Genomic DNA, 25,960 nt, shown 5'->3' on the forward strand with positions numbered 1-25,960 from the left:
GCCGTTTGATTGGAACAAGGACTTCATATGTACAAGCTGACCGTCGAAGGGCTGCATAAGCGTTACGGCGATATCGAAGTGCTCAAAGGTGTCTCGCTACAGGCCCGGACGGGCGATGTGATCAGCCTGATCGGTGCCAGTGGCTCGGGTAAGAGTACCTTTCTGCGGTGTCTCAACTTTCTCGAAATGCCGGATGCCGGTGTCATGACGCTGGATGGGAATCCCATTCGCCTGGAGCGGCACGGGAATGGGCTGCGCGTAGCGGATCAGGCTCAACTGCAACGCTTGCGCACCCGGCTGGCCATGGTGTTCCAACACTTCAACCTGTGGAGCCATATGACCGTGCTGGAGAACATTACCCTGGCACCTCGCCGCGTACTTGGCCTGGGCAAGCAGGAAGCCGAAGCGCGCGCTCGCGCTTACCTCGACAAGGTAGGCCTTCCTCAACGCGCCGCCGATCAGTATCCGTCGTTTCTCTCAGGCGGCCAGCAGCAGCGTGTAGCCATTGCGCGAGCCCTGGCCATGGAACCGGAAGTCATGCTGTTCGACGAACCCACGTCTGCACTCGATCCAGAATTGGTAGGCGAAGTGCTCAAGGTCATCCAGGCGCTGGCCGAGGAAGGCCGTACCATGCTGATGGTGACGCACGAGATGGGCTTTGCGCGACAGGTGTCCTCACAGGTCGTTTTCCTGCATCAGGGCCGCGTCGAAGAAGCGGGGGCACCCGCTGAGGTACTGGTCAAGCCACAAAGCGAACGCCTGAAGCAGTTCTTGAGCGGCAATCTGAAATAGACCCTATGTCCTTGAGTGGCGGCTTTCTCTCTGCCGTTCAAGGACGTCAAAAAGGGAACCTGCCTACCGCTTGATACTCCGAAGCATAAGCATGACGGAGTCCATCAGTTGCCTGACGATACGATTTCTTCCCCCCGCCTGGGTGCCGCCTGGTTCGCTCAACGTGGCTGGTCGCCCTTCCCCTTTCAGGATGAAGTCTGGCGCGCGGTCGAGCATGGCGAATCGGGCCTGCTCCATGCGACCACCGGATCCGGCAAAACCTACGCCGTATGGCTCGCGGCACTCAACAGCTTTGCCAAGGACAAACCGCTAACGGCCAAGGGCGAACCCAGCAAACGCAAGCAGGCGGTAGAGCCACTGAGCGTACTGTGGCTGACCCCCATGCGAGCCCTGGCCGCAGACACAAAGCGTGCATTGGAAGCCCCGGTCAATGATCTGGAACTCAACTGGACGGTCGGCCTGCGCACAGGCGATACCAGCAGTGCTGAGCGGGCCCGGCAGAGCCGCCGTCAGCCTACCGCGCTGGTCACCACGCCGGAAAGTCTCTCGTTGATGCTCAGCCGTGAAGACAGCCGCGAGATCTTTTCCAGCCTGCGTATGATCGTGGTTGATGAGTGGCATGAGCTGCTGGGCAACAAACGTGGCACACAAGTCCAGCTGGCCCTTGCACGGCTGCGCCAGTGGAACCCTGCACTGGTGATCTGGGGGTTGTCGGCCACGCTGGGTAATCTTCCCCATGCGCAGGAAGTGCTGTTGGCCGGTCATCCAGGCCGGCTGGTTCAGGGCAAGCTAGCCAAAGACCTTCTGGTAGACACGCTGTTGCCCAAGCGAGGTGTGGAGCGCTTTCCCTGGGCTGGGCACCTGGGAGTACGAATGGTGCCCCACGTTGCAGACGAGATCGAGCACAGCGCAACCACGCTTATATTTACGAACACCCGAGCGCAGGCCGAAATCTGGTATCAGGCACTGCTTGAGGCCCGTCCCGAGTGGGCGGGACTGATTGCCTTGCACCATGGTTCTCTGGACCGCGAAGTGCGTGACTGGGTTGAACTGGGACTCAAGGAAGGCAAGCTCCGGGCCGTAATCTGCACCTCCAGCCTGGACCTGGGTGTGGATTTTCTGCCAGTGGAGCGCGTACTACAGGTGGGCTCGCCCAAAGGCGTTGCACGTCTGCTGCAGCGCGCCGGGCGAAGCGGCCATGCCCCGGGACGTCCCTCCCGCGTCACGCTGGTGCCTACACATAGCCTGGAACTGGTCGAGGCGGCAGCGGCCCAGAAAGCCGTGGCCGCCCGGCGAATCGAATCCCGCAGCGCGCCGCCCAAGCCATTGGATGTACTGGTACAACACCTCGTCACCATTGCGTTGGGCGGCGGTTTCGATCCGCAGGCCTTGCTCAAGGAGGTCCGTACAGCCTGGGCTTATCGCGAACTGACGGACGAGGAATGGGCATGGTCCCTGGCCTTTGTTCGTCACGGCGGTCACTCGCTCACGGCCTATCCCGACTACCGCCGTGTAGAACCGGATGAACACGGTATCTGGCGCGTACCGGACCGCCAACTGGCCCGCCGGCATCGCATGGGTATTGGCACTATTGTCAGCGAGTCGGCCCTACGGGTGCAGTTCTGGACCAAGGGCGGCGGTGGCGGCAAGTTGGGCAGTATCGAGGAAGGTTTTATTGCCCGCCTGAAACCCGGTGATCACTTCCTGTTCGCTGGCCGCGTGCTGGAGCTGGTGCGTGTGGAAAACATGACAGTGTATGTGCGGCGGGCAAGTAGCAAGAAAGCGGCCATTCCACGATGGAGCGGAATGCGTATGCCGCTGTCGGACGAGATGGCCGAAGCCGTCATTGATGAGCTTACCGAGGCGGATCAGGCGCGGTTCGCTTCTCCCGAAATGCAACTGGTCAAACCGCTGCTGGAGGTCCAGAAGCAGTGGTCTGCCCTGCCGACCCGCAATCATTTGCTGGGGGAAACGATGAAATCCCGAGAGGGCTGGCACCTGTTTCTCTATCCGTTTGCAGGACGACATGCACACCTGGGCCTGGCGAGCCTTCTGGCCTGGCGCATCGCCCAGAAACGACCGATCAGCTTTTCCATTGCCATCAATGATTACGGCTTTGAGCTGCTGTCGCCTAGCAAGGTGAACTGGGAAGAAGAGCTGAATGCCGAGCTGTTTTCCACCGGGACGCTTCTTGCCGATGTCATTGCCAGCCTGAACGCCAGTGAACTGGCGCAGCGACGGTTCCGCGAAATCGCCCGCATCTCAGGGCTTATCTTTACCGGCTACCCGGGCGCGCAAAAAAGTACCCGGCAGCTACAGGCCAGCAGCAGCCTTTTTTTCCAGGTGTTCCAGCAATACGACCCCGAGAACTTGCTGCTTACCCAGGCTGAGCAAGAGGTACTGCGCCAGGAGTTGGATGTACGAAGGCTGGAAAAAGCCCTGAATCGCATGCAGGCACTTGAACTCAACCTGCACGCCATTGAGCGCCCTACTCCCTTCAGCTTTCCGCTTCTGGTCGAGCGTTATCGCGAAAGCATGAGTTCGGAGAAACTGGCGGACCGGATTGCACGTATGGTTCAAGACCTGGAAAACGCCGCCGGACCCGGTGATTACGAACTGCCCGGCGAAGGGAATGACCTGATGGGATTAGGTGCAGGAGAGTCAGACCTGCCCGCTCGCCGCAAGGGACGTGCTCCACGTCAGACCAAAACCGGGCTTCCTCGTACAAAACAGCAAAAGACTGTGTAGCAATTCACGCTTTATCAGCATAGAGGATGAGTGCAATATCACACAATTAATTGACGCGGTAAAATTGACAACTGCTTCATAAGTAGTTGATATGAAAAATCTTTTTAGTGCCTTACTGCTATTGTTGTCGGCCAAGGCGCGTGCGCCCGAATGGCAGGAAAGTCCCACGTTGGCCCAGTTATTCAAGCGAGCCAACCTCAAGGGTACATTCGTGCTTTACGATGTCTCGGCAGATACGTTTACCGGGTATGACCGGACACGTGCAGACACCCGTTTTGTTCCCGATTCCACCTTCAAGATCGTCAACAGCCTGATCGGTCTTTCCACCGCAACCATTCGTAACGTGAGTGAGGTACTGCCCTATGGAGGGCAGCCGCAGCCCTTTCCTGAATGGCAGCGTGACCTGGGGCTACGTGATGCAATCAAGGTCTCCAGCGTACCGGTTTATCAAGAGCTGGCACGACGTATCGGCCTTGAACGCATGCAGGACTTTGTGCGCAGGCTCGAATACGGCAATACGCAGGTAGGCGACAGTGTGGACGATTTCTGGCTGGCCGGACCGCTCAAGATCAGCGCCCTGGAGCAGGTACGCTTTTTGGCACGCCTGGCACAGGAACGCTTGCCTCTGCCCGAAACCGTACAGGCGACGGTACGCGACCTGATTTGTCTGGACCAGGGAAAAGACTGGACGCTGTACGGTAAAACCGGTTGGGTTCAGAACCAAGACCTTGACCTTGGCTGGTGGGTCGGCTGGATTGAAAAACAGGGGCTGGTCTATACCTTTGCGCTCAATATCGACATGCCCAACCCTCAGGAACGGCACTTGCGCATTGATCTGGGTAGGGATTGCCTCAGATCGCTGGGCATCCTGTAGACGCCGGGCAGCCTGTTGTCTGCTCAGGCTACGCTCCCTGGGACGAGGCTGTTAAAGTGACAGGCTTTCCGCTGTTCCTGTGTGCATGCGTACCCATATTCCTATATCCCTTGCCGGCACCGAGGTGTGGTTGCTGGCTGACAAAGCCGTCTACTGGCCCGAGCAAAAGGCGCTACTGATTGCCGATATTCATTTTGGCAAGGCAGCTGCCTTTCGTGCGCTTGGGCAGCCAGTGCCCCATGGAACCACCGCTGCCAACTTGGCTCGCCTGGATGCGCTGCTGAATACTTACCCGACCGAGCATGTGTACTTTCTCGGCGACTTCCTGCATGCACCGGAATCCCATGCCCCGACCACGCTCAATGCGTTGGAGCAATGGCGTAACGCAAACTCATCACTGCTCATCACACTGATAAGAGGCAATCATGATCTGCGCGCCGGAGACCCGCCTGCCTCGCTCGAGATCAACGTAGTGCCCGAGCCGCTTTTGATCGGTCCATTGGCGTTACAGCATGAGCCGGAATCGCACCCCAGCCACGTTGTGCTGGCGGGCCATATCCATCCGGCGTTCAGTCTGAGCGGCCGGGGGCGCCAGCGTCTGCGCCTGCCCTGCTTCTGTCTGGATAATGATGTGCTGTTGCTGCCGGCCTTTGGTGACTTTACCGGCGGATGGGAGATCAAGGCCCTGCCGGGCCGAAGGATCTTTGTGGTAGGCGATGGTAGGATCTGGCCATTGGGCTGATCCTGGGAACGCTGCTACTGCAGCGTTCAACAGAGGTTCTTCAATCCATTTGGGCAATGCCAGAAATCATAATGCCGTAACGTTCCAGCAGCGCTACCGTGGGAGCCTCATAGTCCTGGGGCAAATCGGAACTGTCATAACTGTCGAGCGCCTGGTCCCGTACCAGTTGAGCGGCTTGCTCCATATCCGGTTTCTGTTCGGCTTCAGTTTCCACGACGGACGTGTTGCCATCATTGTTGGTATAGGTAATTTTCCACTTTGGCATCGCGCAAACTCCAGTAGCTTACTGAACTGTATCTTTAGACGCCGGATTGCGCCGCAGTTCTCTACAAAGCGCCTTTACCTGATGGGTTGCCCGAACAGCGCGTCCAGCATATGATCCAGCCCACCCCCCGTCAGCCCCATGCCTGCCAGCGACTTACGCGCTGTGTCCAGATGGTTCTCGAGCTGCGCCTGTACCGACTCGCGGCCCAGCAGCGCAACCAGCGTGGACTTGCCGTCATCCTGATGGGCATCTTTTCCCAGGCCATGGCCGTCCTGCAGGTCATCAAGCAGTTGGAAAGCCAGCCCCAATTCGGTAGCAAAACGATGCATTCCCTCCCGGACCGACGGCTTGGCACTGACGGCCAGAGTCGTCATGTCCAGCGCTGTCGTGAACAGGAGTCCGGTCTTGAGGTGATTGGTACTGTTAATAGCCTCCGCGCTGCGGCTTTTGGCTCCATCGCGCAGGTCACGGTACTGCCCCCGCACCAGCCCTTGCGAGCCTACAGCGGATGTCAGCATGCATACCATCTGATTACGCAGCACAGGCGCAACACCTGATGTACTGGCGACGACGCAAAAGGCATGGCTGAGCAGCGCTACTGCTCCCAGAACGGCGACATCCTCACCAAACTGCACATGAATGGTAGGCCGACCGCGCCTGAGCGTGGCGTTATCCATGCACGGCATATCGTCCAGAAACAGCGAGGCGGCATGCACCATCTCGACCGCGCAGCCCAGATCCAGAATAGCCGGCGAAAAGGCATCCAGATCCCGGGAAGCCAGCAGCATGAGCAATGGCCGTATACGCTTGCCGGGCGCCAGGGCACCCTCACGCATGGCGGCTGCGATCAGATCATCATTCTCGACAGGCGGAAGCAGCTCCTCTAGTCGGGTATCGATACGGGCACGCTCTGTTACAAGCTCGAAAGCGCATTCCTTCGGAAGTTTTGGCACTAATACCGTTGCCATGAGTCGAGATACTCCAGCACATGTAAGCGAGCCGACGAATGGTCGACACCAGCGACTCAACAATTTCCCTGATCCGATCTTGCAGATCAGAGCCGCTTGACGTACTCATGACCACAATAGCCGACGAAAGGTCGATGGCAACAGGAAAAAGGTAACTCATGGTTGATTGGGAATTGGCAAGTCGCAAGAACGATCACTTGGATATCGTCCTTGATCCTGCACGTGCCTTGAGCAGTATCACGACCGGGTTTGAGCAGATTCAATTCCAGCACTGTGCCCTGCCAGAGCTGCACCTGAACCAGATCGATCTTGCCACCACGCTGCTGGGCAAGCCGCTCAAGGCACCTGTTCTCATCAGTTCCATGACAGGCGGGCCGGAACGTGCACAGACCATCAACCGACACCTTGCCGAAGCGGCGGAAACGCTAGGCCTGGCGCTGGCAGTGGGCTCACAGCGCATTGCCCTGCAGAACGGTGGAGACAAGGGGCTGACCGGTCAATTGCGGCAACTGGCTCCGTCCATTCCCCTTCTCGCCAATATTGGCGCAGCTCAATTAGTGGCGGGTTATAGCGTGACCGAGGCCCGTCGGGCAGTCGACATGATCCAGGCCGACGCCTTGATCATTCACCTCAACCCACTCCAGGAGGCGGTACAGTCCGGCGGCGATCGCAACTGGCAAGGCGTCCTGGCTGCCATCGAACATCTGGTAACACATTTGGGCGTTCCGATCGTCATCAAGGAAGTAGGCGCAGGCATTTCTGCTGATGTCGCCCAGCAACTGACAGAGGTGGGTGTCGCCGTGATCGACATAGCCGGCGCAGGAGGAACCAGCTGGGCAGCGGTCGAAGCCGAGCGTGCCCATAACGACCTTGATCGTCAGGTTGCTCAGGCCTTTATCAACTGGGGCATTCCAACCGCCCAGGCGATTGCTCAGGTCCGTGAGCAATGCCCGGACATTCCACTCATTGCCTCGGGCGGTATCCGCAACGGCGTCGATGCGGCCAAAGCCATTCGCCTGGGCGCCGATGTGGTCGGTCAGGCTGCCGCCGTGCTGCATAGCGCAACCCTGTCTCCAGAAGCCGTTCTGAACCATTTCGAAGTCATGATCCGGCAACTGAAGGTAGCCTGCTTCTGCACCGGCTCGGCAAATCTGGCCGAGCTGCGCAAGGCCCGCCTGTTAAGACCCGTTTCGCTCGCGGAGACCTGAATGCCTCATTTCGCCCTCATCGCCCCTGCATTTTCTAGCCATCTTCGCGCAATGGAAGCGATTGCCGAAACCCTGGTGGCGCGAGGGCACACGGTCAGCCTGCTCCATCAGGCGGATGTCGGCGAGCGGCTTCGTAGCAACGCCATCCGCTTTTACCCGATAGGCCTTGAGTCTCATCCGCCTGGCTCGCTGGACGCCATGATTCGCCGGGCCGGTAATCCAGGCGGCCCGCTTGGGCTGATGCGCGTTATTCATGATATGGCTCGCAGCACCGAGTTGTTTTGCCGCGAGGCACCGAAGGTATTGCGTGACCTGGCCGTTGATGCCGTAATTTCCGATCAGATGGAAGCCGCTGGGGGGCTTATAGCCGAGCATTTGCGCCTGCCCTACGTCTCGGTAGCCTGTGCCTTGCCGGTCAACCGGGACCCGCTTGTGCCTCTTCCCGTCATGCCATGGGGATACGACACATCGCCACGAGGCCGCCATCTCAATCAGGGCAGTGCCCAGGTCTATGACCTCCTGATGCATGAGCATGCCCGTGTCATCCAGCGATACGCAAAAACCTTTGGTCTTGAGCCTCGGTCAACATTGGCCGACTGCCTGTCGCCTTACGCTCAAATCAGCCAGTGCGTACCGGGATTCGATTTTCCCCGTACCGAGCTACCAGCCAACTTTCACGAAGTCGGTCCGCTGCGCCTGCCCGCAGCTCAGGAGCCCACTCTGAGCTATCCGATCCGCACCGACAAACCGTTTGTGTTCGCATCGCTAGGGACATTGCAAGGCGGACGTTTCACCTTGTTCGAACGGATCGCACGCGCCTGCAAAACGCTTGATGTGCAATTACTCATCGCCCACTGCGGTGGCCTCAACCTGCAGCAATGCGATGCCTTGAGGCAGGCTGGCGCTCACTGGGTTACAGACTTTGCACCGCAGCGAGCCACGTTGGCGCGGGCCGATGCGGTCATTACCCATGCCGGTCTCAACACTGTGCTCGACGCGCTGGAAGCAGGAACGCCCATGCTGGCGTTGCCAATTGCCTTTGATCAACCCGGCGTGGCAGCACGCATCGAGCATGCCGGCGTCGGCCTTCGCCTGAGCCCTAAGCGACTGACCTCCGGCAAATTGGCCCTTGCTCTGCAACGCCTTCTGACCGAACCGCATTTTCGTTGGAAAGCCCAGGCCTTTCAGCCTCGGGTTCAGGCAGCTGGCGGCGTACAAAAAGCCGCTGACCTTATTGAGGACGTACTCAGCAAGGTTGCCCTGGAGAGACCCGCATGAATACCTATGACCTGATCCTGGCGGGAGGTGGACTGGCCAACGGGCTGATTGCCCTGAAACTGCGCCAGACACGTCCAGAGCTCCGCATTCTGCTCATCGAGCAAGGCGACCGACTGGGTGGTAATCACACCTGGTCCTTTCATGAGCCGGACCTGACAACGGAGCAGCACGCCTGGATCGAGCCGCTGGTAGCCCATCGCTGGGCGGAGTATCAGGTATTTTTTCCTGGGTTTGAGCGGACACTGAGCAGTGGCTACGCCTCTATCAGCGCCGAGCGCTTTCATGACGTTCTGATGGAGCGCCTGGGTGATTCGGTACGTCTGAACGCTACGGTCAGCGCACTCGGCCCTGCAGAGGTCAGGCTTAACGGCGAAGCGTTTCAGGCGGCTGCAGTTCTGGATGGCCGAGGTCATCGCCCCAGCCCGCACATGGGGTTGGGTTTTCAAAAGTTTCTGGGCCAGGAGTTACAGCTCGCGCAGCCCCACGGGCTTTCCGGTCCGATCATCATGGATGCCACCGTTCCACAAACGGAGGGTTACCGTTTCATCTACGTCCTGCCGCTTACTCAGGACCGGGTTCTGATCGAAGACACCTACTATGCCGATGGACAAAACCTTGACCCTGATCGGCTGCGTGACCACATCGCCCGCTACGCCGCCGATCACGGCTGGACAATCCAGTCCCTGATCAGGGAAGAGCATGGCGTGCTCCCCATTACGCTGAGCGGTGACATTGAGGCGTTCTGGGCCGAAGCGGGAGACATCCCACCTACTGGTCTCGCCGCCGGACTCTTTCATGCTACTACAGGATACTCGTTGCCTGAGGCGGTACGACTGGCGGAACTTATCGCTAGCTGCTCCCGTCTGGATACCTCTACCCTTGTTGATACGGTTCGCCGGCATGCGCTGCAACGCTGGCAAACCTATGGATTTTTCCGCCTGCTCAACCGCATGCTATTTCTGGCCGGCAAGCCTGAGCATCGCTATCGAGTGATGCGTCGTTTTTACGGTCTTCCGGAACCCTTGATTCAGCGTTTCTATGCCGGACAGTTGAAGCCCAGCGATAAGCTGCGCATTCTGACAGGCAAGCCACCGGTTCCATTACGCGAGGCACTGACGGCGGCACTGGCCAGCCGCACCGGTCAAACAGGCGGACCGATTAAGGACATCTTATGAATACAGACGTCGTTTCCAATTCCAGGCAGGCTGTTGTCGTTGGTGCCGGTTTCGGCGGGCTGGCCCTGGCTATACGCCTGCAGGCCTCCGGGATTCGTACCACGCTACTCGAAAAGCGGGACAAACCCGGCGGGCGCGCCTATGTCTATGAGGACAAAGGCTTTACCTTCGATGCCGGCCCCACGGTCATTACCGATCCCTCGGCCCTGGAAGAGCTCTTTACTGTGGCAGGGCGCAAGCTGTCGGACTATGTCGAACTGCTGCCCGTCGATCCGTTCTACCAGTTGTGCTGGGAAGACGGCACCCGCTTCGACTATGTCAACGATCAAGCCACGCTCGATGCCCAGATCAAGTCACTCGACCCCGCCGACGTCGAGGGCTACCAGCGCTTTTTGGCCTACTCCCGCGCAGTCTATGAAGAGGGTTATGTAAAACTAGGTAGCGTGCCGTTCCTGAGCTTTCGCGACATGGTTCGTGCCGGGCCGCAGCTACTGAAGCTTCAAGCCTGGCGCAGTGTGTACGATCAGGTCTCCAAATTCGTTCGCAACGACAAGCTTCGTCAGGCACTCTCCTTTCATACGCTGCTGGTCGGTGGTAACCCGTTCGCTACCTCGTCCATCTATGCGCTGATTCATGCTCTGGAGCGCCAGGGTGGCGTGTGGTTTCCCCGTGGCGGTACAGGCGCTCTGGTCCAGGGTCTGGCCAAGCTGTTTCAGGACATTGGCGGCACATTGGAACTTAACACGCCTGTCGAGCGCATCCTGGTCGACAATTGTCGTGTAACAGGTGTCATTACCGCCCAAGGCAAGCAGATCAATACTGACCTGGTTGCATCCAATGCCGACGTAATCCACACCTACAAGAAGATGCTGGGTCACCATGTGCACGGTATCGTCGAGGCGAACCGTCTCAAGAAGAAGCGTCACAGCATGTCGCTGTTCGTGGTGTACTTTGGCCTGCGCCAGCGCCCTGAAGAACAGAAGCTTCAACATCATACGATCTGTTTTGGTAACCGTTACCAGGGCCTGATCGAGGAGCTATTTTCCGGTCCTGGCGTTCCTGAGGATTTCTCGCTCTACCTGCACTCCCCGTGCGTGACCGACCCCTCCCTGGCACCAGAGGGCTGCAGTGCTCACTATGTGCTGTCGCCTGTCCCGCACCTGGGCAATGCACCGGTAGACTGGTCGGTAGAGGGTCCGAAGTACCGGGACCGCATTCTGGCCTACCTGGAAAAGCATTACATTCCAAACCTGAATCGCGACCTGGTCACCAGCCGGATTTTTACACCCGAGGATTTCCGCACTGAACTCAATGCGTATGTCGGTTCAGCCTTCTCCCTGGAGCCAATCCTGACCCAGAGCGCCTGGTTCCGGCCGCATAACCGAGACGCCGCTATTCCCAACCTTTATCTGGTCGGTGCCGGCACCCACCCGGGAGCAGGCATTCCTGGTGTAGTCGGCTCGGCCAAAGCGACCGCAAGTGTGATTCTGGGGGACCTTGGAGCAGCCATATGAATACGGCAGTCGTCGAACACGCAACGCAGTCCATCAATGTCGGCTCCAAGAGCTTTGCCGCTGCGGCCAAACTGTTCGACGAACAAACCCGTCAAAGCGCCGTGATGCTTTACGCCTGGTGCCGCCATTGTGACGATGTGGTGGACGGCCAGGACCACGGTCATGGACAGGTTGAAGGCGACCGGACGGCAAGCGAAGCCCGTCTTCAGGAACTTGAAGATCTGACGCGCCGTGCCTATGCAGGTGAGCCTATGAGCGAGCCGGCTTTTGCCGCCTTCCAGCAGGTCATCCAGCGCCATGCCATTCCCGAGCGCTATCCTCTTGAGCATCTGGCGGGTTTCCGCATGGATGTTGAAGAACGGGTCTACTACCGCCTCGACGATACCCTCCAATACTGCTACCACGTCGCCGGCGTGGTAGGCGTCATGATGGCAATGCTCATGGGTGCACGCGACGAAGACACGCTCGACCGCGCCTGTGATTTAGGCATGGCGTTTCAGCTGACCAATATCGCACGGGACATTGTGGAAGACGCCCGCATAGGCCGAATCTACCTTCCTAGGGAATGGCTCGATGAGGCAGGCATTCCCGTCGCCGAACTGGCTGATCCCGCGCATCGTGTCCGCCTGGCCACCCTGGCGCAGCGTCTGGTCGCGCTGGCTGAACCCTACTATGACTCAGCCGCTACCGGTATTGCCGACCTGCCTCTGCGCTCAGCCTGGTCGATTGCGACCGCTCGTGCCGTTTATCGGGAAATTGGTCTGAAAGTTAACGCACGAGGCCCTAGCGCCTGGGACAGTCGGGTATCAACCAGCACCGTTGATAAGCTTCGCCTGGTGATAAGAGGCGCCCTACGTGCACTGGCTTCACGGGCGGGCCGCTCTAGTCCGCGCCCCGCCGATCTATGGACCCGCCCGCGGTAAGTGAACGCACCGGGCGGTAGTGTCTCGTTACGAAATGAAGACTTGCGTCTTTTGCTGAAATTGGTCACAAACAAGGCGTCGCACGGCGACACTAAACCTAAACTTTTCAGTGGTATAGCAGGTCAGACATAAGCGACTACTTTAAGTCGCTCTACAGTAGTCAAGTACGGGATATATTTATGCACAAGACGGAATCGGCTGTTCCAAGAGATCTACAAAACGCACCGACCTCGCTCTTCTCGATCATCCCGCTTGTGCCGAGTGCACACACTACGGCCAGTCCGGACAGATCGCATACCTACAAACCGGAATTTTTCAACGAGAGCGAATGGGCGCTGCTCAAGGCAGCTTGCGAACGCCTGACTGCCACGACCAATCAAGGTACCAATGAATCCCTGGTCGATCTGCCTATTTTCATTGATCAGCATATGTTGTCGCCTTATGCGCACGGCGACCTGGATTGTCTGCAAGACCCTTTCACCGATGCACCTGCCAAACTTCCTCAGGGTCGTCAGCCGCTACGTGATCTGGTACGTGCCGGGCTTGCGGATCTGAATCACTACAGTCAACAAACGCATCAGCAGCTTTTTACGGCACTGTCAGCCGAAGAGCAGCAGCATGTTTTGAGCAATGCCGAAGCCGGTCTTCTGGGCACGCAAGCCCAGGAATTCATTTCCCTGCTTCGCACTGAAATCGATCACAGTCGCTTCGCCCACTCGTTGTTTCCGGCATACGAACCCCTGTCTGCCTGAACCCTCTGAACCGAATAAAAAAAGCGCGCCTTCTGGCGCGCTTTTGCGTGGTGCTTTACTCCTGATCGAACCGCCGCTTCTTGAGCGGGCCGTCATGCAGATCACGCAGCTGCTTCTTGAGCGCGGTCACTGATGGCGCATACAGGAAGCCAAACGAGACACATCCCTCCTTTCCATCCACGGCATGATGCATGCGATGTGCCTGATAGAGCCGCTTCAGGTATCCGCGACGCGGGACATATTTGAAAGGCCAGCGCTGATGGACAAGGCCGTCGTGAGCGATGAAATACAACAGCCCGTACGCCGTCATACCGACACCCATCCACTCGATCCGGCCATAACCGGACGTGCCGAAATAAATCAGGGCGATAGCAAGGCCGGCGAATACAACGGCATAAAGGTCGTTTTTCTCGAACCAACCGGTGCGCGGCTCATGATGGGACTTGTGCCAGCCCCATCCCCAGCCGTGCATGATGTACTTGTGTGCGTACCAGGCAAACCACTCCATAAAGGCCACGGTGCCCAGCACGATTGAGGTATTGATTAAGATATCCATGTTCGGCTCCAGGATCGTCCTTCCACCTTACTGCCTGAAACCCATTTGCGCACGATCTGGATCAGGAAACCGGGTCGGACGTCACCAGCAGGGTCGACGGATTCCCGAGTAGAACGGAATCCGTTGGCAGGTGGACATTCAGTGCGGCAGAGCGCACCACAAAACGTACCTTTGTACTGTGCATGGGTTCGCCGTCCAGATTCATATCGACCCCTTCGCTGGCGGAAATCTCAACCCAGGGTAACCGGGTACGAATGAACAGATCCTCGCTGGCGAACCCGCCTGAAAACCAGGAGCCCAACGTTCCCATCAGATCCTGTGGCGTGGGCAGAATAGTCAGATCAAGCATGCCATCGTTGACGACTGCATTCGGGCACAGCACATGGCCGCCGCCGGCCTGCCGACCATTGCCAATCCCCATGGCCAGAAACTCGCCTTCCCATTCAAAATCCGGCCCTTCGAAACGACCATAGGCGGAGCGCACTTCCGCAAAGCGCGTAAGGCCTGTCAACAGATAAGCCGTGCCACCCAGTACGCGCTTGAGTTCCGAGGACGTATTCGCCGTCACTTGTGAACCAAACCCGCCGGTGGCCATATTGAGAAACATCTCGCCGTCTGCTTCGATCAGATCGATGGGTTGCGCTGGCGTATCCAGTAGCGCCAGTGCCTCGGCAGGATCAGCTGGAATACCCGCCGCCCGGGCAAAGTCATTGGCAGTTCCCAGGGGCATCAGGGCCAACGACGCATCGGAGCGCGTACGAGCCAAGGCTTCGGCCACCAGCTTGAGCGTACCGTCGCCTCCGCCTGCTACCAGATGCGTATAACCTGCAGCGACTGCTTCCTCAACAAAACGGGCCGCATCGCCATTTTCCCAGGTGACTCGGACATCGACCGTTTTGCCGGTCGCACGTCGCGCCTCAACCGCTGCGCGGACATCGTCATTGGTGGCCTGATTACCATTGAGAATCAGCAGTGTTTTTTCATTGGAATCGGAGACGGTGACAGGAACATTCATGAACAGAGCACCCAGCAAAGTCGAGTGTCAGTAGGACTACGTCAACGGGTCCACGTTCCTTGGGAGCGACTTGATTTGTGATGAAGCAACCGCTCTGAAACCGACCTGGGAAAGCCGATGCGTTCCCAGGTCGGCAAGACTTCAGCCAATCAGCTCACTCATGGGAATGAAGCCCACAAGATCACCTTCGGCGATGGTTCTTCCTTCACGTACCTCTACCAACCCGTCAGCCCATGCCGCCGTACGCAGGACATTGGACCCCTGGTCGCGATGAGGCACGACCCGGCCATTTTCAAGCCGCGCCCGCTGGTACTCGCGTCGCTCGCCCACGCGCGTCCAATTAAACCCTGCTGCCACTTCTAGCTTGAGGGGCTCAACATCCTGAACGCCCATCCGACGCAGCAGATAAGGACGCGCCAGCAGCCCGAACGTCACCAATGTAGACGCTGGGTTGCCTGGCAGCCCGATAACCGGCACGCCGTTATAACGACCACAAGTGAGCGGCTTGCCTGGCTTGAGCGCCAGCTTCCAGAGGGTCAGCTCACCCGCCTCACGCAAGGCCTGGCCCAGGAAGTCCGCCTCGCCTACCGACACGCCGCCGGTCGACAGGATCAGGTCCGCCGAGTGCAGCTGCGCTAATTGCTCACGGGTACGCTCCAGATCATCCGGAAGAATGCCCGCATCGATCACCTCACAGCCCAGACGCTTGAGCCAGGACGCCAGCACCGTACGGTTACTGTTGTAAATCTGTCCCGGCCCCAACGGCTTACCTGGCTCGACCAGCTCATCGCCGGTCGACAGGATCGCTACCCGGGGGCGCCTGAACACATCAAGAGCCGCGCAACCCAACGACGCCGCAATACCCAGCTCGATCGGTCCCAGTCGCTTGCCAGCGTCCAGTACCGTATCGCCCTGGCGCGTCTCGTTACCCTTCAGGCGAACGTTTTTGCCTGCCTTGAGCGTCTCTACAAAGCGAATGCGCCCGTCATCCAAGACCTCGGTGTTCTCCTGCATCTCCACCGTATCGGCACCTTCGGGCATGGGCGCCCCGGTAAAGATGCGTGCACAGGTGCCCGGCGTGAGCGGCTGCGGGCTTTGCCCTGCAAAGATACGCTGACTGACAGGCAGCGGTTCGCCCTGAAGATCCTCAAAGCGCAGCGCGTATCCGTCCATGGCACTGTTGGACCATGGCGGCAGATCGAGCCCCGCTATCACGGACCGGGCCAGAACGCGCCCCTCGGCCTCCGCCAGAGTCACACGTTGCGTTTCGGTGATCGCGTCGGCATCAGCCATCGACAGGAGACGGGCCAATGCCTCCTCAATAGGTAACAGACTCATCCGCGCGGTCCGCAGGGTTCGGCCTTCTTCAGATGCGGCACAAAATTGCAGGGACGATGACGGTTGTCCAGCTGCTCAGCCAGAATGCCGTCCCAACCTGTACGGCAGGCACCCGTCGAACCCGGCAGGCAACAGACCAGCGTACCGTTGGCCAAACCTGCCAGCGCACGGGACTGAACCGTGGACGTACCGATGTCTGTCGCAGAGATCTGACGGAAATATTCACCAAAACCATCGACCTGCTTGTCCAGCAGGCAGGCTACCGCTTCCGGTGTGCTGTCGCGGCCGGTAAAACCGGTGCCCCCGGTGATGACAACGACCTGGACGGTATCATCGGCAATCCAGTTGGCTACCTGAGCGCGGATTTTGTAGAGATCATCCTTGAGCAGTACGCGTGCAGCCAGAAAATGTCCCGCCTCGGTCAGACGGTCAACCAGCAACTGTCCCGATGTATCGGTTTCGAAGGTACGGGTATCACTGACAGTCAGAACGGCAATATTCAGCGGTATAAAGACCGCATCGGCCTTAGAGCTCATAACAATCATCCAAAACGGCAGGTAAGAGACATTTTTATATCACAGGCAGGACTACCACGTAGCGATCCAGACAGAGACAAACCGTCGCCCCGCCACATAGAGCCAAGCCGCGCTACACTGACGGCCCGTATTCGAGCCTGGACGTTCCCATGACCACACGCCTTTCCGACTGCTCCATTCTTCTGCTTGCCGGTGGCCGTGGTCAGCGTATGGGTGGAAGGGATAAAGGCCTGGTGGAATGGCATGGCCTTCCGCTGATCGAGCATATGCACAAGGTGGTCCGCCCCCTGACAGATGACCTCATTATTTCCTGTAACCGTAATGCCGAGCGCTACGCCCGGTACGCCGATCAGATCGTCAATGATGCCGAGCCCGACTTTCCCGGCCCGCTGGCCGGTATCCGTGCAGGGCTCAGGGCAGCTCGTCATCGCTGGCTGATCCTTCTGCCGTGCGATGCTCCGCGCATTGATCGTGATCTGCTTGCCCAGCTACACCGCTGCGCACAGGAGGCACCTGATGCTCCGGTCATGGTGCGTCAGGGAAATTTCTGGGAGCCCTTGTTTTCACTTATTCCTACCCGCTTGAAAGATCGAGTGGAAGAAGCCTGGCAGGCAGGCGAGCGCAGCCCCCGGGGTGTATTCATTCCATTGGGTGCCCGGGCGCTAATGATTGCAGAGCATGATCAGCGTCTCGCCAATGTAAATGATGAACACAGCCTGCTTGTCCTTTCATCGGAACCTGGCGGGAAGTGATAGGTCAGAATGTTGTTAAACGTGCGTTTAAAAGGAGACTGCACATGAGAACCCGGATTCTACCTGCCTGCTTACTGGCTTTTGGTTTTACCGTCCTGGCCGGTTGCTCTACGCCTTCAGTGATCACGTTGAACGACGGGCGTGAGATCCAGGCGGTAGATACACCCAAGTACGACGATGACTCGGGCTTCTATGAGTTCGAACAACTGGACGGCAAGCCTGCCCGCATCAATAAAGATCAGGTCCGCACCATCAAGGAACTGTAAAGGTTTGCAGAGGGTACGCAAAAAATTTCACCTAAAACCTTGTCTCTAAAATGTTTTTAGGTAAAATGCGCGCCATCTTTCGGAGCGTAGCGCAGCTTGGTAGCGCGTCTCGTTCGGGACGAGAAGGTCGCTGGTTCGAATCCAGTCGCTCCGACCAGTATCCCGGTCTAACTCTGTTTAGACCAGCAAAGCCCGCCTTGTGCGGGTTTTGTTGTTTATGGCCTTAATGTTTTTGTCAGCATTCTGCCGTACACCTCGTCCTTTGCCTCCCACATAAGCGCCCTGTTCACGTAATATCCCGCCTCCGGTTGTGTTTACCTGTAAAAGGAAGCGATTCTGCCCTGTGCTCGGCGGGATCAGCTCGGCTTATGAAAAATATCTTTTCCGCTTTCCTGCTCGCCCTAACCGCGGCGAGCCTTTCTGTGCATGCGGCCGCTCGCCCTGTGCCGCAACCTCCCCCTGCACTTCAGTTGTTTTGCGCTAAGGGTGCTCTGGACGTTGTCGAAAAAATCGGCCCTGTTTATGAAGAAACCTTTGGCAGAAAGCTTGTCAGCCATGTAGCGCCGGCACGTGGCAACGATGCCACCACCATTCCTAGTCGACTGGCCGAAGGTGAGCGGGCCGATGTCTTTTTGCTGGACCGCATGGCCATTTCCAAACTGCAGCAGCAGGGTCATATCGATCCAGACAGCTGCGCTGATTTCGGAAAATCCTATATTGCGCTTGCTGTCCCCCACGGCCAAAGCCATCCGGCCATGACAAGCATGGAAGAATTCAAACAGATTCTGCTGGATGCCAAATCAATTGCCTACTCCGAGAGTGCTAGCGGTTTGTATCTGGAAAATGTTCTGTTCAACCTCATGGGTATCAAGGAGCGAATTGCGCCCAAGTTGAAAAGAATCACGAACGAGTCAGTGGGCGACGCCATTGCCCGGGGTGAGGCGGAAATCGGTCTGGAACAGGTCAGCGAGTTGAGTCCTTTGCAGGGCGTCGATATCGTAGGACTCATACCCGATCAGGCGCAGAAGATGACGCTATACACCGCCTGCATGGCACCTGACACACCCCATCCTGAAGAGGCCCGCCAGTTCATCAAGTACATCAGCTCCAATGCTTCATTCGAGCTGATCAAAGCCAGTGGATTGCAACCCCTTGTCGATCCTGACTACGAGCTGCACTTCAAGAAAGGTTGATTACCCACTGCCGGGGCGTTTACAAAAGCCCCGCCTCATTCTGCCTGGATGGTAAACAGGCGCTCACCTTTAGCTGTTACCGCTGTGCCTTCGTCAATGTCTGCCAGGTAATTGTCGTCCATGTCATACACCTGTTCGCCCTCGATGCGGTAGATCAACCTACCCTGATCATCCGAAGCGCGTACAAAGCCGTCATTATCAATCAGACCAATCTGAACGGCTTTGTCGCCGTATCCAAATACCAGGTAGCGCCCTTGACTGTAATCGGCAGCCATCTCGTTTCCTCCAAGCATTAGGATTGTCCAATGGACAACCTCTATCCAACATCTGTCGCCCTGTATGAACAACAGTACGTTCTGAAGGTTGGAGTCACGCTCCAGGCAAGAGTGCCGAAAAGTCCCGATCAGAACGAGCTGACTACCAGAGTCATGACAGGCCGACTATCCGATAATGGATGGACCTTGAGCCGAGCGCCGGTGCTACAGGTGATGATTGAATGGTGGCTGCCCAGCATTGGCTTATGTTTGACGACTTCAGGGCAATCAAAGCCAAATGTCTTGCTAGCATGCCAGGCAAGATCGGCCTTGCTCAGATTCTGGCTCGTATTGGCCTTTTGAGGCTGGGTGTTGTAAAGCGACTGATCCGCGCGTGTAAGCTCGGCATGAACAGACCAGGATAACGACGATGCCAGCAATAGAACTGCAAACTCTTTGCGCATGAGAACTCTCTTGAACTGCCCGTGCAGCTTTGAACGTTCACTCCTTAATAAATAGCCAGCTATCACCTGAGGCACACCAGAAGCGTTTAGCGCTTGCGACCTACAACCTTCGCAACGACTAACGCATCCTCGATGGCCATCTGCACATCCCCGACAAGATCAGCCGAAACCCACTTGTCTGAGCTGATGACATCGAGCTTGGCCTGCTCTGCAATGGTGTCGGTATCAACACCTAGCTTCAGGGCTGCTCCAAACACAGAGGCCAGGGCCTGGCTATACACAACCAATATCCTGTCAGTCATGAATACTTACCTATCATCTTGAGCATCTAGGTGAACGTTCAGCACAACCTCAGTGACACTCCTTTGTCAGCACTGCGAACGGGCGGGGCAAAGCCTGCACCTTTCAAGTAATAGCTGATAAATTCAAGGACTTCCCGAGAATTTCAAACCATCCATCAGCTTGGCTTAAAGCACGCCGGAAAAGCTCCGATAACCTTTTAGCAAGCAGTTCACCCCTACTTCTGCTTGTCTCCATGGTCTTTAAGCCTCGACTCGTCGAGGCTTTTTTCTTTCAGCGCCAGTGCCTGCTCATCCTTACATTGGTATAGCAAGCACCATGCCTGAAAAAACGCCTGATTTCCGGCACTCGGCCGCTTCTAGCCATAAAAACGTCTATCAGAACCATTTCACGCTAGCGGCCTGAACTAATTTTGCGTTTACGGTCATACCAGAACGCACTGTCAGCGTGTCCGTCCCCACATGGAAGTAGCGGCAATCCTATGAACACTCTCGCCCTCTGGCTTACCTCCCTTGGCTTGGTTGCCCTGGCACTGCCCTACGAAGGGCTTTACGCCTGCAGTACCTATACGTGGTGTTATACCCAGAACCCTATATGGCTCCCGCTCTGCATCGTTGTGACATTGATGTCGTTCTGGATTTACAAAAGAGAGGGCGCATCCGGTCAGCCTCGGCGACAGAACACGGATCGATCATCCAGCAGTCTTCAGGCTTGGCCATCTGCGCCAAAAGACCTCACCTAATAGGATGCTATCTGCTCATCGTCCGCTCGTGCTATTACCTTGCGCAACGGCAGTGTGGCTCAGGCACTGCCTGGAGAGGTTCTCGGACAAGGCGGGACGGCTACTAAGCTAAACGGCTAAGCCGAGCCTGGCTCAGACATCTGGCGATGACGCTCAGCTTTTTCCTGCTCAGACTCGGTGCGATTGGGGCCTTCGCCTTCCTGCTCAACTTCCGGCCCGCCCCCGTAGACCTCGGGTTGCCCGGCCATCAAGGCATTGAATCCCTGCTGCGCCACTAATACAGGATCATTCTTCTTGCCTGAGCCTACCTGAGTATCATCCTCACCGGCCCGGTGGAAAAAGTTGGTTTCGGTCGGTCCCGGCATCAATACCGTTACGCTCACACCGGTTCCCTTCATCTCATTGCCAATGGCATTCCCAAACGACCGCACAAAGGCCTTGGACGCTCCGTATACCGCCTCGAACGGAACAGGTGAGGTTCCTGAGATCGAAGAGGTTAAAAGCATACGACCTCGCCCTTGAGCCACCATGTCCCGACTGAATAACTTGGCAAGGTGTACTACAGACACCACATTGATCTGAATGAGGTTAAGTTCGCTCTCCAGCGTCGTCTCCGCCTCGGTACCCGGTACGAAACTGCCGCCAACGCCTACACCCGCATTGATGGCAATCGCATCAACTGGGCGGTTCAATGCACGAAACGCCGAATAGAGCTGCTCCACTCCTTCATAGGTTGCGAGGTCAACCGCCGCACATTCGACCTGAGCGCCTAGGGCCTGCAATGTCTGCTGGGCCTCATCCAGGCCTTTGCCCCGCGACGCGATAAGCAGGTCGAAGCCGTTCTGAGCGAATTGCCGTGCCAGCTCCAGCCCTATGCCATTCGAGGCACCTGTTACCACCGCCAGAGGTTTGTTCGTCTGAGTCATGCGGGTTACTCCATAAGGGTCATAGGCGTTATGACCTACTGGAGGCCGGGGCGACTCCCTAACCAACCGTATAAAAATAGCCTGTCGCCACTACAAAACAGTTCTGGCAGCGAGTCGGTAGCCACGCTAAACCATAGGGTGAAAATAAAACTTCACCTGCCCTTGAACAAACGAATCGCCTCCCCCATCTATGTAAATGCCGAAAGAGGAAAGCCGCTTTCTTCAGATTCTGCCTTTTACTATCAGGCACTTGACAACTCGGCTGTTCATTTATACAGTGAGCAGTACTCATCAAGGGGGCGATTAGGATTCGACGCCGGTAACAAAACTTGAGGAGCATGCCGAGCTGGTAGCAGACCTCGTAAATTAGCTGCTGCAAACTTATAGTTGCCAACGACGACAACTACGCTCTAGCTGCTTAACGCGGCTAGCAGTCGCTAGGGGATGCCTGTAAACCCGAAACGACTGTCAGACAGAACAGGATCGCCGCCAAGTTCGCTGTAGACGTAACGGCTAAAACTTATACAGATCGCCCCAAGCGCCCTGCCCATCGGGCCGCTAAGGGTTAACTCTAGTAGATTGGGCTAAGCATGTAGCGCCAAGAGCGGAGAGCTGGCGGACGGGGGTTCAAATCCCCCCGCCTCCACCAAGCATCAAGGGCTAGCCAAACGGCTAGCCCTTTTTTATTGCCTAAAATCAGCTACTGTTAGAAATAAGGCGATACAATGGCATTTTGATATTTTTAATGTTCCACAGTCTGCACCATGGCAGGCGCTACTAACGACATGGTTGGATAATGAAATACAAGGCTTGGTTACTCGCCATAGCAGGATGCCTGGCTTCCCTGGCCGTCCATGCAGGTGAGCTGACGGATGAGAATGACGAGTTCAGAGAGCGGCGCTCCGTAATCTGGACGGGTGATAAATCTGCCAACGATCTGGTGTTTACCGTATCGGCTAGCCAGGCGACAACAAGCTCAGGCGGTAAGATCACAACATACATTGCCAAGCTGTCCAGCATTGGCAACGAAGCCCGCTTTGGCGATTGCCGCTTTGCTCGCTGGACGATTGACGGCAAGGTCTTCTATGAAATGGAAGGCAAATACAAGCTCAACACCTTTCGTGACATCTACGGCGAAGACTTCACGACGCCCGTGACCCGGGAAGCGCTCGAGTACGTTGCGTCCGGCCAGCGTGTGGAATACAGGGCCTGCGATGTTAAAGGCAAGCTGTCTGACGACGATCTTGAAGGGCTTCAGCGCCTCTTGGATGTTACCGAAGGCTGACCTTTCCATCGGCAGCTGGGCATTATTCGCACTATGCAATTACCGCTCATTTCAGACTAAAGGCTAACCGGAGTTAGCCGATACCGTAGATACCAGGCAGTGACGTGACCTGCCGCCTCATTCGTGAGTAGCCTAAGACGCTGCCTAAGGATAGAAAAGTGTTCTACTGTCTCGGCCTGATACTCTTTGTTGTTGGATCCTTCTGCCTGTTTTTTGCGCCAGAGGACCTTCAAATCGTTATCGAGGGTGTATTGCTGATGGCTATCGGCTTTACCTACATTTTTGAAGGCAAACGCAGCCAGCGCAAGCTAAAGGCCCTGGCATCCTGCCGCTATTCAAGTCTGCATATTTCCGGTCGATAATAAGGCGGGTCTGGCAGTTTCCCTCTCTTTCTGCCCGACCCTAGGCCCCGAGCAATCGGGGCTTTTTATTGCCTGCGTCTATCGCGGCTGAGCATGCCGATAAAGACGCACCAAATGGAAACAGGTTTTTTTAAGACGTCTCATACAAAAAGGGGATGCTCATGACATCCCCTTTTTCTAGTGCCTTATCGCTGCTGTGCTTAGGCGGCTTGCCCTTCCAGCGCAGGCTTTTCATTGGCACTCAAGTGGCCGTTGATAGCGATGCGCTTGGGCTTAGCCTCTTCCGGTACTTCACGCAGCAGATCGATGTTGAGCAGGCCATTCTTCAAGCTCGCGCCCTTCACCTCAATGTGGTCAGCCAGGCGGAAGGACAGCTTGAAGGCACGCTGGGCGATGCCCTGGTGCAGATAGGTCACGCTGTCGGCGTTCTTCTCGCGACGGCCGCTTTTCACGGTTAATACGCCCCGCTCTACTTCAAGCTCAAGGTCGTCTTCGGCAAGGCCGGCAGCCGCAATCACGATGCGATAGCGATCGTCGCCATGCTTTTCTACGTTATAGGGTGGGTAGGAGCTGCCCGACTCGTTGCGCAGCGCGGATTCGAACAGGTCATTGAAGCGGTCGAAACCAACGGAATGGCGGAACAAGGGAGCAAGAGAGAATGCAGTGTTCATATAGGGAATCTCCTGAGTCATCAGCAAGTTTCAACGCAAGGCCCGACTTCGGCGCCCTGCAGGATTCCATATAGGAACCTTCTCGCTTTTTTCAAGTAGTACGCCTGACGAACGGTAAATCATAGATCTATAGTCAGACTGATCGAACCAGATAAATCAAACAGAATAGAGCAGGATTTAATCCTGATAGACGACGTTGGCGACCAATAAACCATCTTTTGGGCGATAGCCTATTCACGACCAGACAGAGAGACTTGGCCCGTTTTGCCTGATTGCCATGAGCGTTAGGGCGAAACTCCAGGCTGGCGTCCCGAGGGGCAGGCAGTGCGGGCGATCCGTGCATGGACGTTATCAACGATCAAGGAGAGAGTCTCTATGTTCAGTTTGAAACCTCTTGTACTGGCGGTATCTGCTCTGACCAGCTTTTCGGCCATGGCAGCATTCGATTCGGCCACACTAACTCAGGAAGGCAATAACAACGAAGTAACCCTCAACCAAAGCGCCGGAACCTACAACACGGCGACGCAGACGCAAACCGGCGATGACAATCAGGCTATTGCCGAACAGACAAACAGTAACAACAGCACGATAGAGCAGGTTCAAGCTGGCAACGCCAACCTAAGCCGAGCAACTCAGGCCTATGCCGAAGAGAGCAGCATCACCACTGACCAGAACGGCAGCAACAATACGGTACTGGCAGGACAGGATGACGTTTCAACCAGTACGATTACTGTCACTCAAGGCGGTGATGCCCACACGGTAGCTGTTCAGCAGATCGGTACGACCGACTCTACCGTTACGGTCTATCAGGAGGGCACTGGACATACCGCATCCATTACCCAGGCGGGCTCAAACAACCTGGCTGAAGCCTATACCTACGGCAGCAACAACACGGTGAATGCCAGTCAGCAAGGCGCTTTCATGGGCGGTCAATACGGCTCGGATCTAACGATGTTTTTTGGGCAGAGCGGTGATTCGAACGTGGTGAATGCCAGCCAGCAGGGATTTGATAATGAACTCTGGACCGGCCAGTATGATGCGAATAACACCATAACGGTTGAGCAGTCCGGCTTTGGTAACGGTCTTCGACTCGCTCAAGATGAAAACAATAACGTCATGACCAGCGAGCAGGCTGGAAGGAACAATACGCAGGCCATGACTCAGTCCGGCATCAACAACGAATTGAATATCAGCCAGGACGGTATGGACCAGCGCGCAACCTTGATCAGCCAGGGAGACAACAACGAAGTCAACATTACCCAGAACGGTACGATTGGAGGGGTAGATATTACGCAGATAGGGAATGACAACCTCGTCAGTACCACCCAGAGCGGAGACTTCCTGCTCTCTACCATCACCCAAACCGGCGATGTAAACCAAATTCAGCTCAACCAGACCAACGCCTGGAGCCAGGCCTATATCCAGCAAACAGGAACAGGCAACTCCGCAACGGTTAGCCAGTAATCGTAACGTCCAGGCGGCTGGCTAATCGGGGGCAGCCGCTTTCCATTTAATAATTCACCATCCATCTGCTCGTAACGGTCCTTACATAACCTTTACCTTCCTCCTCTTTTTCTTTACAGCGCTTCGTTGTTTTATTGAATGGCCGGTTTCTTTTATATAGCCGGGCTCTTGAGGAGGAGACGTTCATGATTCGTCAAATACCCAAGGTTGCGCTTCTGCTAGGTTGCCTCGCAGCGGCCGGCCAGGCCTCCGCTCACGGCGGACATGGCCCAGGGCCTGCCATTTTCGGGGCCGTGGTCGGGGCAGTCGTTGGCGGAGCGATTGTGGCTAACTCACGCGCAGCTGAAGCGCCTGTCTACGTACAGGCGGCTCCACCGCCGCCCCCGCCACAGGTGGTTTACTACCCGGCGCAGCCTGTCTATTACGAGACCCAGGTTGTACGCGTAGCTCCTGCTCCGCCGCCACATTATTACTATGGCCCGCCACCTGGCTATTACGGCCCCCCGCCGCGCTGGTAGCTGAAAGAAGCCTCGCTTGATGCGAGGCTTCTTTTTATGAGGCCAAGGCGCTGCTGATCCACAGCCGTTGCAATGGCGC

At 56.8% G+C, this 25,960-nt stretch carries 28 protein-coding genes, 1 tRNA gene and 1 other RNA gene; 19 read left to right on the plus strand and 11 right to left on the minus strand.

Going from position 1 to position 25,960, the window contains the following annotated elements; genetic code table 11:
- The first annotated feature begins 27 nt into the window (after window positions 1–27).
- The 4 genes from GM154_RS12330 to pdeM all read left to right on the plus strand — a co-directional run bounded on the left by GM154_RS12330 (window position 28) and on the right by pdeM (window position 5,156).
- Window positions 28–792, plus strand: coding sequence for an ABC transporter ATP-binding protein (locus GM154_RS12330; RefSeq protein WP_010795011.1), 765 nt, complete (start codon window positions 28–30; stop codon window positions 790–792).
- Window positions 793–900: 108 nt separating this feature from the next.
- Window positions 901–3,540, plus strand: a complete 2,640-nt coding sequence (locus GM154_RS12335) for a ligase-associated DNA damage response DEXH box helicase (protein WP_258019825.1) — start codon at window positions 901–903, stop codon at window positions 3,538–3,540.
- Between the two features lie 91 nt (window positions 3,541–3,631).
- Window positions 3,632–4,414 carry a class D beta-lactamase gene (gene blaOXA / locus GM154_RS12340; protein ID WP_219652397.1) on the plus strand — a complete coding sequence of 261 codons (783 nt, stop codon included), beginning with the start codon at window positions 3,632–3,634 and terminating at the stop codon, window positions 4,412–4,414.
- Window positions 4,415–4,499: 85 nt separating this feature from the next.
- Window positions 4,500–5,156: a ligase-associated DNA damage response endonuclease PdeM gene (gene pdeM / locus GM154_RS12345; RefSeq protein WP_219652398.1), complete on the plus strand. Its 657-nt coding sequence runs from the start codon at window positions 4,500–4,502 to the stop codon at window positions 5,154–5,156.
- 40 nt (window positions 5,157–5,196) lie between these two features.
- Here the strand turns inward: pdeM and GM154_RS12350 are convergent, their stop codons facing one another.
- A complete protein-coding gene (locus GM154_RS12350) occupies window positions 5,197–5,421 on the minus strand; it encodes a hypothetical protein (protein ID WP_010795015.1) in 225 nt (74 codons plus the stop codon).
- A gap of 74 nt (window positions 5,422–5,495) precedes the next feature.
- Window positions 5,496–6,389, minus strand: coding sequence for a polyprenyl synthetase family protein (locus tag GM154_RS12355; protein ID WP_219652399.1), 894 nt, complete (start codon window positions 6,387–6,389; stop codon window positions 5,496–5,498).
- 158 nt (window positions 6,390–6,547) lie between these two features.
- Here GM154_RS12355 and fni point away from each other — a divergent pair, with 158 nt between their 5' ends.
- From fni to GM154_RS12385, 6 genes are all read left to right on the plus strand, one after another.
- Window positions 6,548–7,597: a type 2 isopentenyl-diphosphate Delta-isomerase gene (gene fni / locus GM154_RS12360; protein WP_219652400.1), complete on the plus strand. Its 1,050-nt coding sequence runs from the start codon at window positions 6,548–6,550 to the stop codon at window positions 7,595–7,597.
- Entirely contained in the window at window positions 7,598–8,875 is a 1,278-nt protein-coding gene (locus GM154_RS12365) for a glycosyltransferase (RefSeq protein WP_219652401.1), read from the plus strand. It begins immediately after the preceding gene.
- Window positions 8,872–10,050 carry a lycopene beta-cyclase CrtY gene (gene crtY, locus GM154_RS12370; protein ID WP_219652402.1) on the plus strand — a complete coding sequence of 393 codons (1,179 nt, stop codon included), beginning with the start codon at window positions 8,872–8,874 and terminating at the stop codon, window positions 10,048–10,050. The genes GM154_RS12365 and crtY overlap by 4 nt, the downstream gene beginning before the upstream one ends.
- Window positions 10,047–11,564, plus strand: coding sequence for a phytoene desaturase (locus GM154_RS12375; RefSeq protein ID WP_219652403.1), 1,518 nt, complete (start codon window positions 10,047–10,049; stop codon window positions 11,562–11,564). The genes crtY and GM154_RS12375 overlap by 4 nt, the downstream gene beginning before the upstream one ends.
- Window positions 11,561–12,487 carry a 15-cis-phytoene synthase CrtB gene (gene crtB, locus GM154_RS12380; protein WP_073449348.1) on the plus strand — a complete coding sequence of 309 codons (927 nt, stop codon included), beginning with the start codon at window positions 11,561–11,563 and terminating at the stop codon, window positions 12,485–12,487. Before GM154_RS12375 ends, crtB begins: the two co-directional genes overlap by 4 nt.
- A 179-nt stretch (window positions 12,488–12,666) precedes the next feature.
- A complete protein-coding gene (locus GM154_RS12385; RefSeq protein WP_219652404.1) occupies window positions 12,667–13,239 on the plus strand; it encodes a gluconate 2-dehydrogenase subunit 3 family protein in 573 nt (190 codons plus the stop codon).
- Between the two features lie 55 nt (window positions 13,240–13,294).
- Here the strand turns inward: GM154_RS12385 and GM154_RS12390 are convergent, their stop codons facing one another.
- The 4 genes from GM154_RS12390 to moaB all read right to left on the minus strand — a co-directional run bounded on the left by GM154_RS12390 (window position 13,295) and on the right by moaB (window position 16,684).
- Complete coding sequence (locus GM154_RS12390; protein ID WP_219652405.1) at window positions 13,295–13,795, minus strand: sterol desaturase family protein; 501 nt, start codon at window positions 13,793–13,795, stop codon at window positions 13,295–13,297.
- A 61-nt stretch (window positions 13,796–13,856) separates the two neighbouring features.
- Complete coding sequence (gene yegS, locus GM154_RS12395; protein ID WP_219652406.1) at window positions 13,857–14,810, minus strand: lipid kinase YegS; 954 nt, start codon at window positions 14,808–14,810, stop codon at window positions 13,857–13,859.
- Window positions 14,811–14,951: 141 nt separating this feature from the next.
- Entirely contained in the window at window positions 14,952–16,148 is a 1,197-nt protein-coding gene (gene glp / locus GM154_RS12400) for a gephyrin-like molybdotransferase Glp (RefSeq protein WP_219652407.1), read from the minus strand.
- Complete coding sequence (moaB, locus tag GM154_RS12405; RefSeq protein ID WP_219652408.1) at window positions 16,145–16,684, minus strand: molybdenum cofactor biosynthesis protein B; 540 nt, start codon at window positions 16,682–16,684, stop codon at window positions 16,145–16,147. Before moaB ends, glp begins: the two co-directional genes overlap by 4 nt.
- Window positions 16,685–16,833: 149 nt before the next feature.
- On the opposite strand from moaB, the gene mobA reads away from it, so the two are divergent.
- The 4 genes from mobA (at window position 16,834) to GM154_RS12425 (ending at window position 18,895) form a co-directional block, all read left to right on the plus strand.
- Window positions 16,834–17,436 (plus strand): molybdenum cofactor guanylyltransferase MobA, encoded by a 603-nt coding sequence (gene mobA, locus GM154_RS12410; protein ID WP_219652409.1) that lies wholly within the window; start codon window positions 16,834–16,836, stop codon window positions 17,434–17,436.
- A gap of 44 nt (window positions 17,437–17,480) precedes the next feature.
- Window positions 17,481–17,702, plus strand: a complete 222-nt coding sequence (locus GM154_RS12415) for a YgdI/YgdR family lipoprotein (protein WP_010795028.1) — start codon at window positions 17,481–17,483, stop codon at window positions 17,700–17,702.
- Window positions 17,703–17,782: 80 nt separating this feature from the next.
- Window positions 17,783–17,859: transfer RNA gene (locus GM154_RS12420), tRNA-Pro, on the plus strand.
- 211 nt (window positions 17,860–18,070) lie between these two features.
- Window positions 18,071–18,895 (plus strand): substrate-binding domain-containing protein, encoded by an 825-nt coding sequence (locus tag GM154_RS12425; RefSeq protein WP_219652410.1) that lies wholly within the window; start codon window positions 18,071–18,073, stop codon window positions 18,893–18,895.
- A gap of 35 nt (window positions 18,896–18,930) precedes the next feature.
- Here GM154_RS12425 and GM154_RS12430 read toward each other — a convergent pair whose 3' ends face one another.
- From GM154_RS12430 to GM154_RS12445, 4 genes are all read right to left on the minus strand, one after another.
- Window positions 18,931–19,170, minus strand: coding sequence for a hypothetical protein (locus GM154_RS12430; protein ID WP_010795030.1), 240 nt, complete (start codon window positions 19,168–19,170; stop codon window positions 18,931–18,933).
- 128 nt (window positions 19,171–19,298) lie between these two features.
- Window positions 19,299–19,613, minus strand: coding sequence for a hypothetical protein (locus GM154_RS12435; protein ID WP_010795031.1), 315 nt, complete (start codon window positions 19,611–19,613; stop codon window positions 19,299–19,301).
- Window positions 19,614–19,699: 86 nt separating this feature from the next.
- Window positions 19,700–19,915, minus strand: coding sequence for a hypothetical protein (locus GM154_RS12440; protein WP_010795032.1), 216 nt, complete (start codon window positions 19,913–19,915; stop codon window positions 19,700–19,702).
- 856 nt (window positions 19,916–20,771) lie between these two features.
- On the minus strand, window positions 20,772–21,581 hold the full coding sequence (locus GM154_RS12445) for an SDR family oxidoreductase (RefSeq protein WP_219652411.1): 810 nt from the start codon (window positions 21,579–21,581) through the stop codon (window positions 20,772–20,774).
- Window positions 21,582–21,876: 295 nt separating this feature from the next.
- Here GM154_RS12445 and ssrA point away from each other — a divergent pair.
- The 3 genes from ssrA (at window position 21,877) to GM154_RS12460 (ending at window position 23,228) form a co-directional block, all read left to right on the plus strand.
- Window positions 21,877–22,230, plus strand: a transfer-messenger RNA (tmRNA) gene (gene ssrA, locus GM154_RS12450).
- Window positions 22,231–22,377: 147 nt separating this feature from the next.
- Window positions 22,378–22,866: a hypothetical protein gene (locus tag GM154_RS12455; protein WP_010795039.1), complete on the plus strand. Its 489-nt coding sequence runs from the start codon at window positions 22,378–22,380 to the stop codon at window positions 22,864–22,866.
- A gap of 158 nt (window positions 22,867–23,024) precedes the next feature.
- Complete coding sequence (locus tag GM154_RS12460; protein ID WP_219652412.1) at window positions 23,025–23,228, plus strand: hypothetical protein; 204 nt, start codon at window positions 23,025–23,027, stop codon at window positions 23,226–23,228.
- Between the two features lie 200 nt (window positions 23,229–23,428).
- Here GM154_RS12460 and GM154_RS12465 read toward each other — a convergent pair whose 3' ends face one another.
- The gene (locus GM154_RS12465) at window positions 23,429–23,899 is read right to left on the minus strand and encodes an Hsp20 family protein (protein WP_219652413.1); all 471 of its coding nucleotides are present in this window, start codon (window positions 23,897–23,899) and stop codon (window positions 23,429–23,431) included.
- Window positions 23,900–24,274: 375 nt separating this feature from the next.
- Between GM154_RS12465 and GM154_RS12470 the strand changes: the two genes are divergently transcribed.
- Together GM154_RS12470 and GM154_RS12475 are read left to right on the plus strand one after the other, a co-directional pair.
- Window positions 24,275–25,363: a hypothetical protein gene (locus GM154_RS12470; RefSeq protein WP_219652414.1), complete on the plus strand. Its 1,089-nt coding sequence runs from the start codon at window positions 24,275–24,277 to the stop codon at window positions 25,361–25,363.
- A 185-nt stretch (window positions 25,364–25,548) separates the two neighbouring features.
- Window positions 25,549–25,881, plus strand: coding sequence for a hypothetical protein (locus GM154_RS12475; RefSeq protein ID WP_219652415.1), 333 nt, complete (start codon window positions 25,549–25,551; stop codon window positions 25,879–25,881).
- The last annotated feature ends 79 nt before the right edge of the window (window positions 25,882–25,960 follow it).

The organism is Pseudomonas sp. MAG002Y (assembly GCF_019400845.1).
In the GTDB taxonomy this organism is placed as follows: Bacteria; Pseudomonadota; Gammaproteobacteria; order Pseudomonadales; family Pseudomonadaceae; genus Chryseomonas; species Chryseomonas luteola.

Coding starts and splice junctions, on each gene's coding strand:
- GM154_RS12440 (WP_010795032.1), bottom strand. CDS start 19,915: ATGACTGACAGGATATTGGTTGTGTATAGCCAGGCCCTGGCCTCTGTG.
- GM154_RS12425 (WP_219652410.1), top strand. CDS start 18,071: ATGAAAAATATCTTTTCCGCTTTCCTGCTCGCCCTAACCGCGGCGAGC.
- GM154_RS12435 (WP_010795031.1), bottom strand. CDS start 19,613: ATGCGCAAAGAGTTTGCAGTTCTATTGCTGGCATCGTCGTTATCCTGG.
- GM154_RS12455 (WP_010795039.1), top strand. CDS start 22,378: ATGAAATACAAGGCTTGGTTACTCGCCATAGCAGGATGCCTGGCTTCC.
- GM154_RS12355 (WP_219652399.1), bottom strand. CDS start 6,389: ATGGCAACGGTATTAGTGCCAAAACTTCCGAAGGAATGCGCTTTCGAG.
- yegS (WP_219652406.1), bottom strand. CDS start 14,810: ATGAATGTTCCTGTCACCGTCTCCGATTCCAATGAAAAAACACTGCTG.
- blaOXA (WP_219652397.1), top strand. CDS start 3,632: ATGAAAAATCTTTTTAGTGCCTTACTGCTATTGTTGTCGGCCAAGGCG.
- crtB (WP_073449348.1), top strand. CDS start 11,561: ATGAATACGGCAGTCGTCGAACACGCAACGCAGTCCATCAATGTCGGC.
- GM154_RS12385 (WP_219652404.1), top strand. CDS start 12,667: ATGCACAAGACGGAATCGGCTGTTCCAAGAGATCTACAAAACGCACCG.
- crtY (WP_219652402.1), top strand. CDS start 8,872: ATGAATACCTATGACCTGATCCTGGCGGGAGGTGGACTGGCCAACGGG.
- glp (WP_219652407.1), bottom strand. CDS start 16,148: ATGAGTCTGTTACCTATTGAGGAGGCATTGGCCCGTCTCCTGTCGATG.
- GM154_RS12445 (WP_219652411.1), bottom strand. CDS start 21,581: ATGACTCAGACGAACAAACCTCTGGCGGTGGTAACAGGTGCCTCGAAT.
- fni (WP_219652400.1), top strand. CDS start 6,548: ATGGTTGATTGGGAATTGGCAAGTCGCAAGAACGATCACTTGGATATC.
- GM154_RS12475 (WP_219652415.1), top strand. CDS start 25,549: ATGATTCGTCAAATACCCAAGGTTGCGCTTCTGCTAGGTTGCCTCGCA.
- GM154_RS12415 (WP_010795028.1), top strand. CDS start 17,481: ATGAGAACCCGGATTCTACCTGCCTGCTTACTGGCTTTTGGTTTTACC.
- GM154_RS12350 (WP_010795015.1), bottom strand. CDS start 5,421: ATGCCAAAGTGGAAAATTACCTATACCAACAATGATGGCAACACGTCC.
- GM154_RS12430 (WP_010795030.1), bottom strand. CDS start 19,170: ATGGCTGCCGATTACAGTCAAGGGCGCTACCTGGTATTTGGATACGGC.
- GM154_RS12375 (WP_219652403.1), top strand. CDS start 10,047: ATGAATACAGACGTCGTTTCCAATTCCAGGCAGGCTGTTGTCGTTGGT.
- GM154_RS12465 (WP_219652413.1), bottom strand. CDS start 23,899: ATGAACACTGCATTCTCTCTTGCTCCCTTGTTCCGCCATTCCGTTGGT.
- GM154_RS12330 (WP_010795011.1), top strand. CDS start 28: ATGTACAAGCTGACCGTCGAAGGGCTGCATAAGCGTTACGGCGATATC.
- mobA (WP_219652409.1), top strand. CDS start 16,834: ATGACCACACGCCTTTCCGACTGCTCCATTCTTCTGCTTGCCGGTGGC.
- pdeM (WP_219652398.1), top strand. CDS start 4,500: ATGCGTACCCATATTCCTATATCCCTTGCCGGCACCGAGGTGTGGTTG.
- moaB (WP_219652408.1), bottom strand. CDS start 16,684: ATGAGCTCTAAGGCCGATGCGGTCTTTATACCGCTGAATATTGCCGTT.
- GM154_RS12365 (WP_219652401.1), top strand. CDS start 7,598: ATGCCTCATTTCGCCCTCATCGCCCCTGCATTTTCTAGCCATCTTCGC.
- GM154_RS12390 (WP_219652405.1), bottom strand. CDS start 13,795: ATGGATATCTTAATCAATACCTCAATCGTGCTGGGCACCGTGGCCTTT.
- GM154_RS12470 (WP_219652414.1), top strand. CDS start 24,275: ATGTTCAGTTTGAAACCTCTTGTACTGGCGGTATCTGCTCTGACCAGC.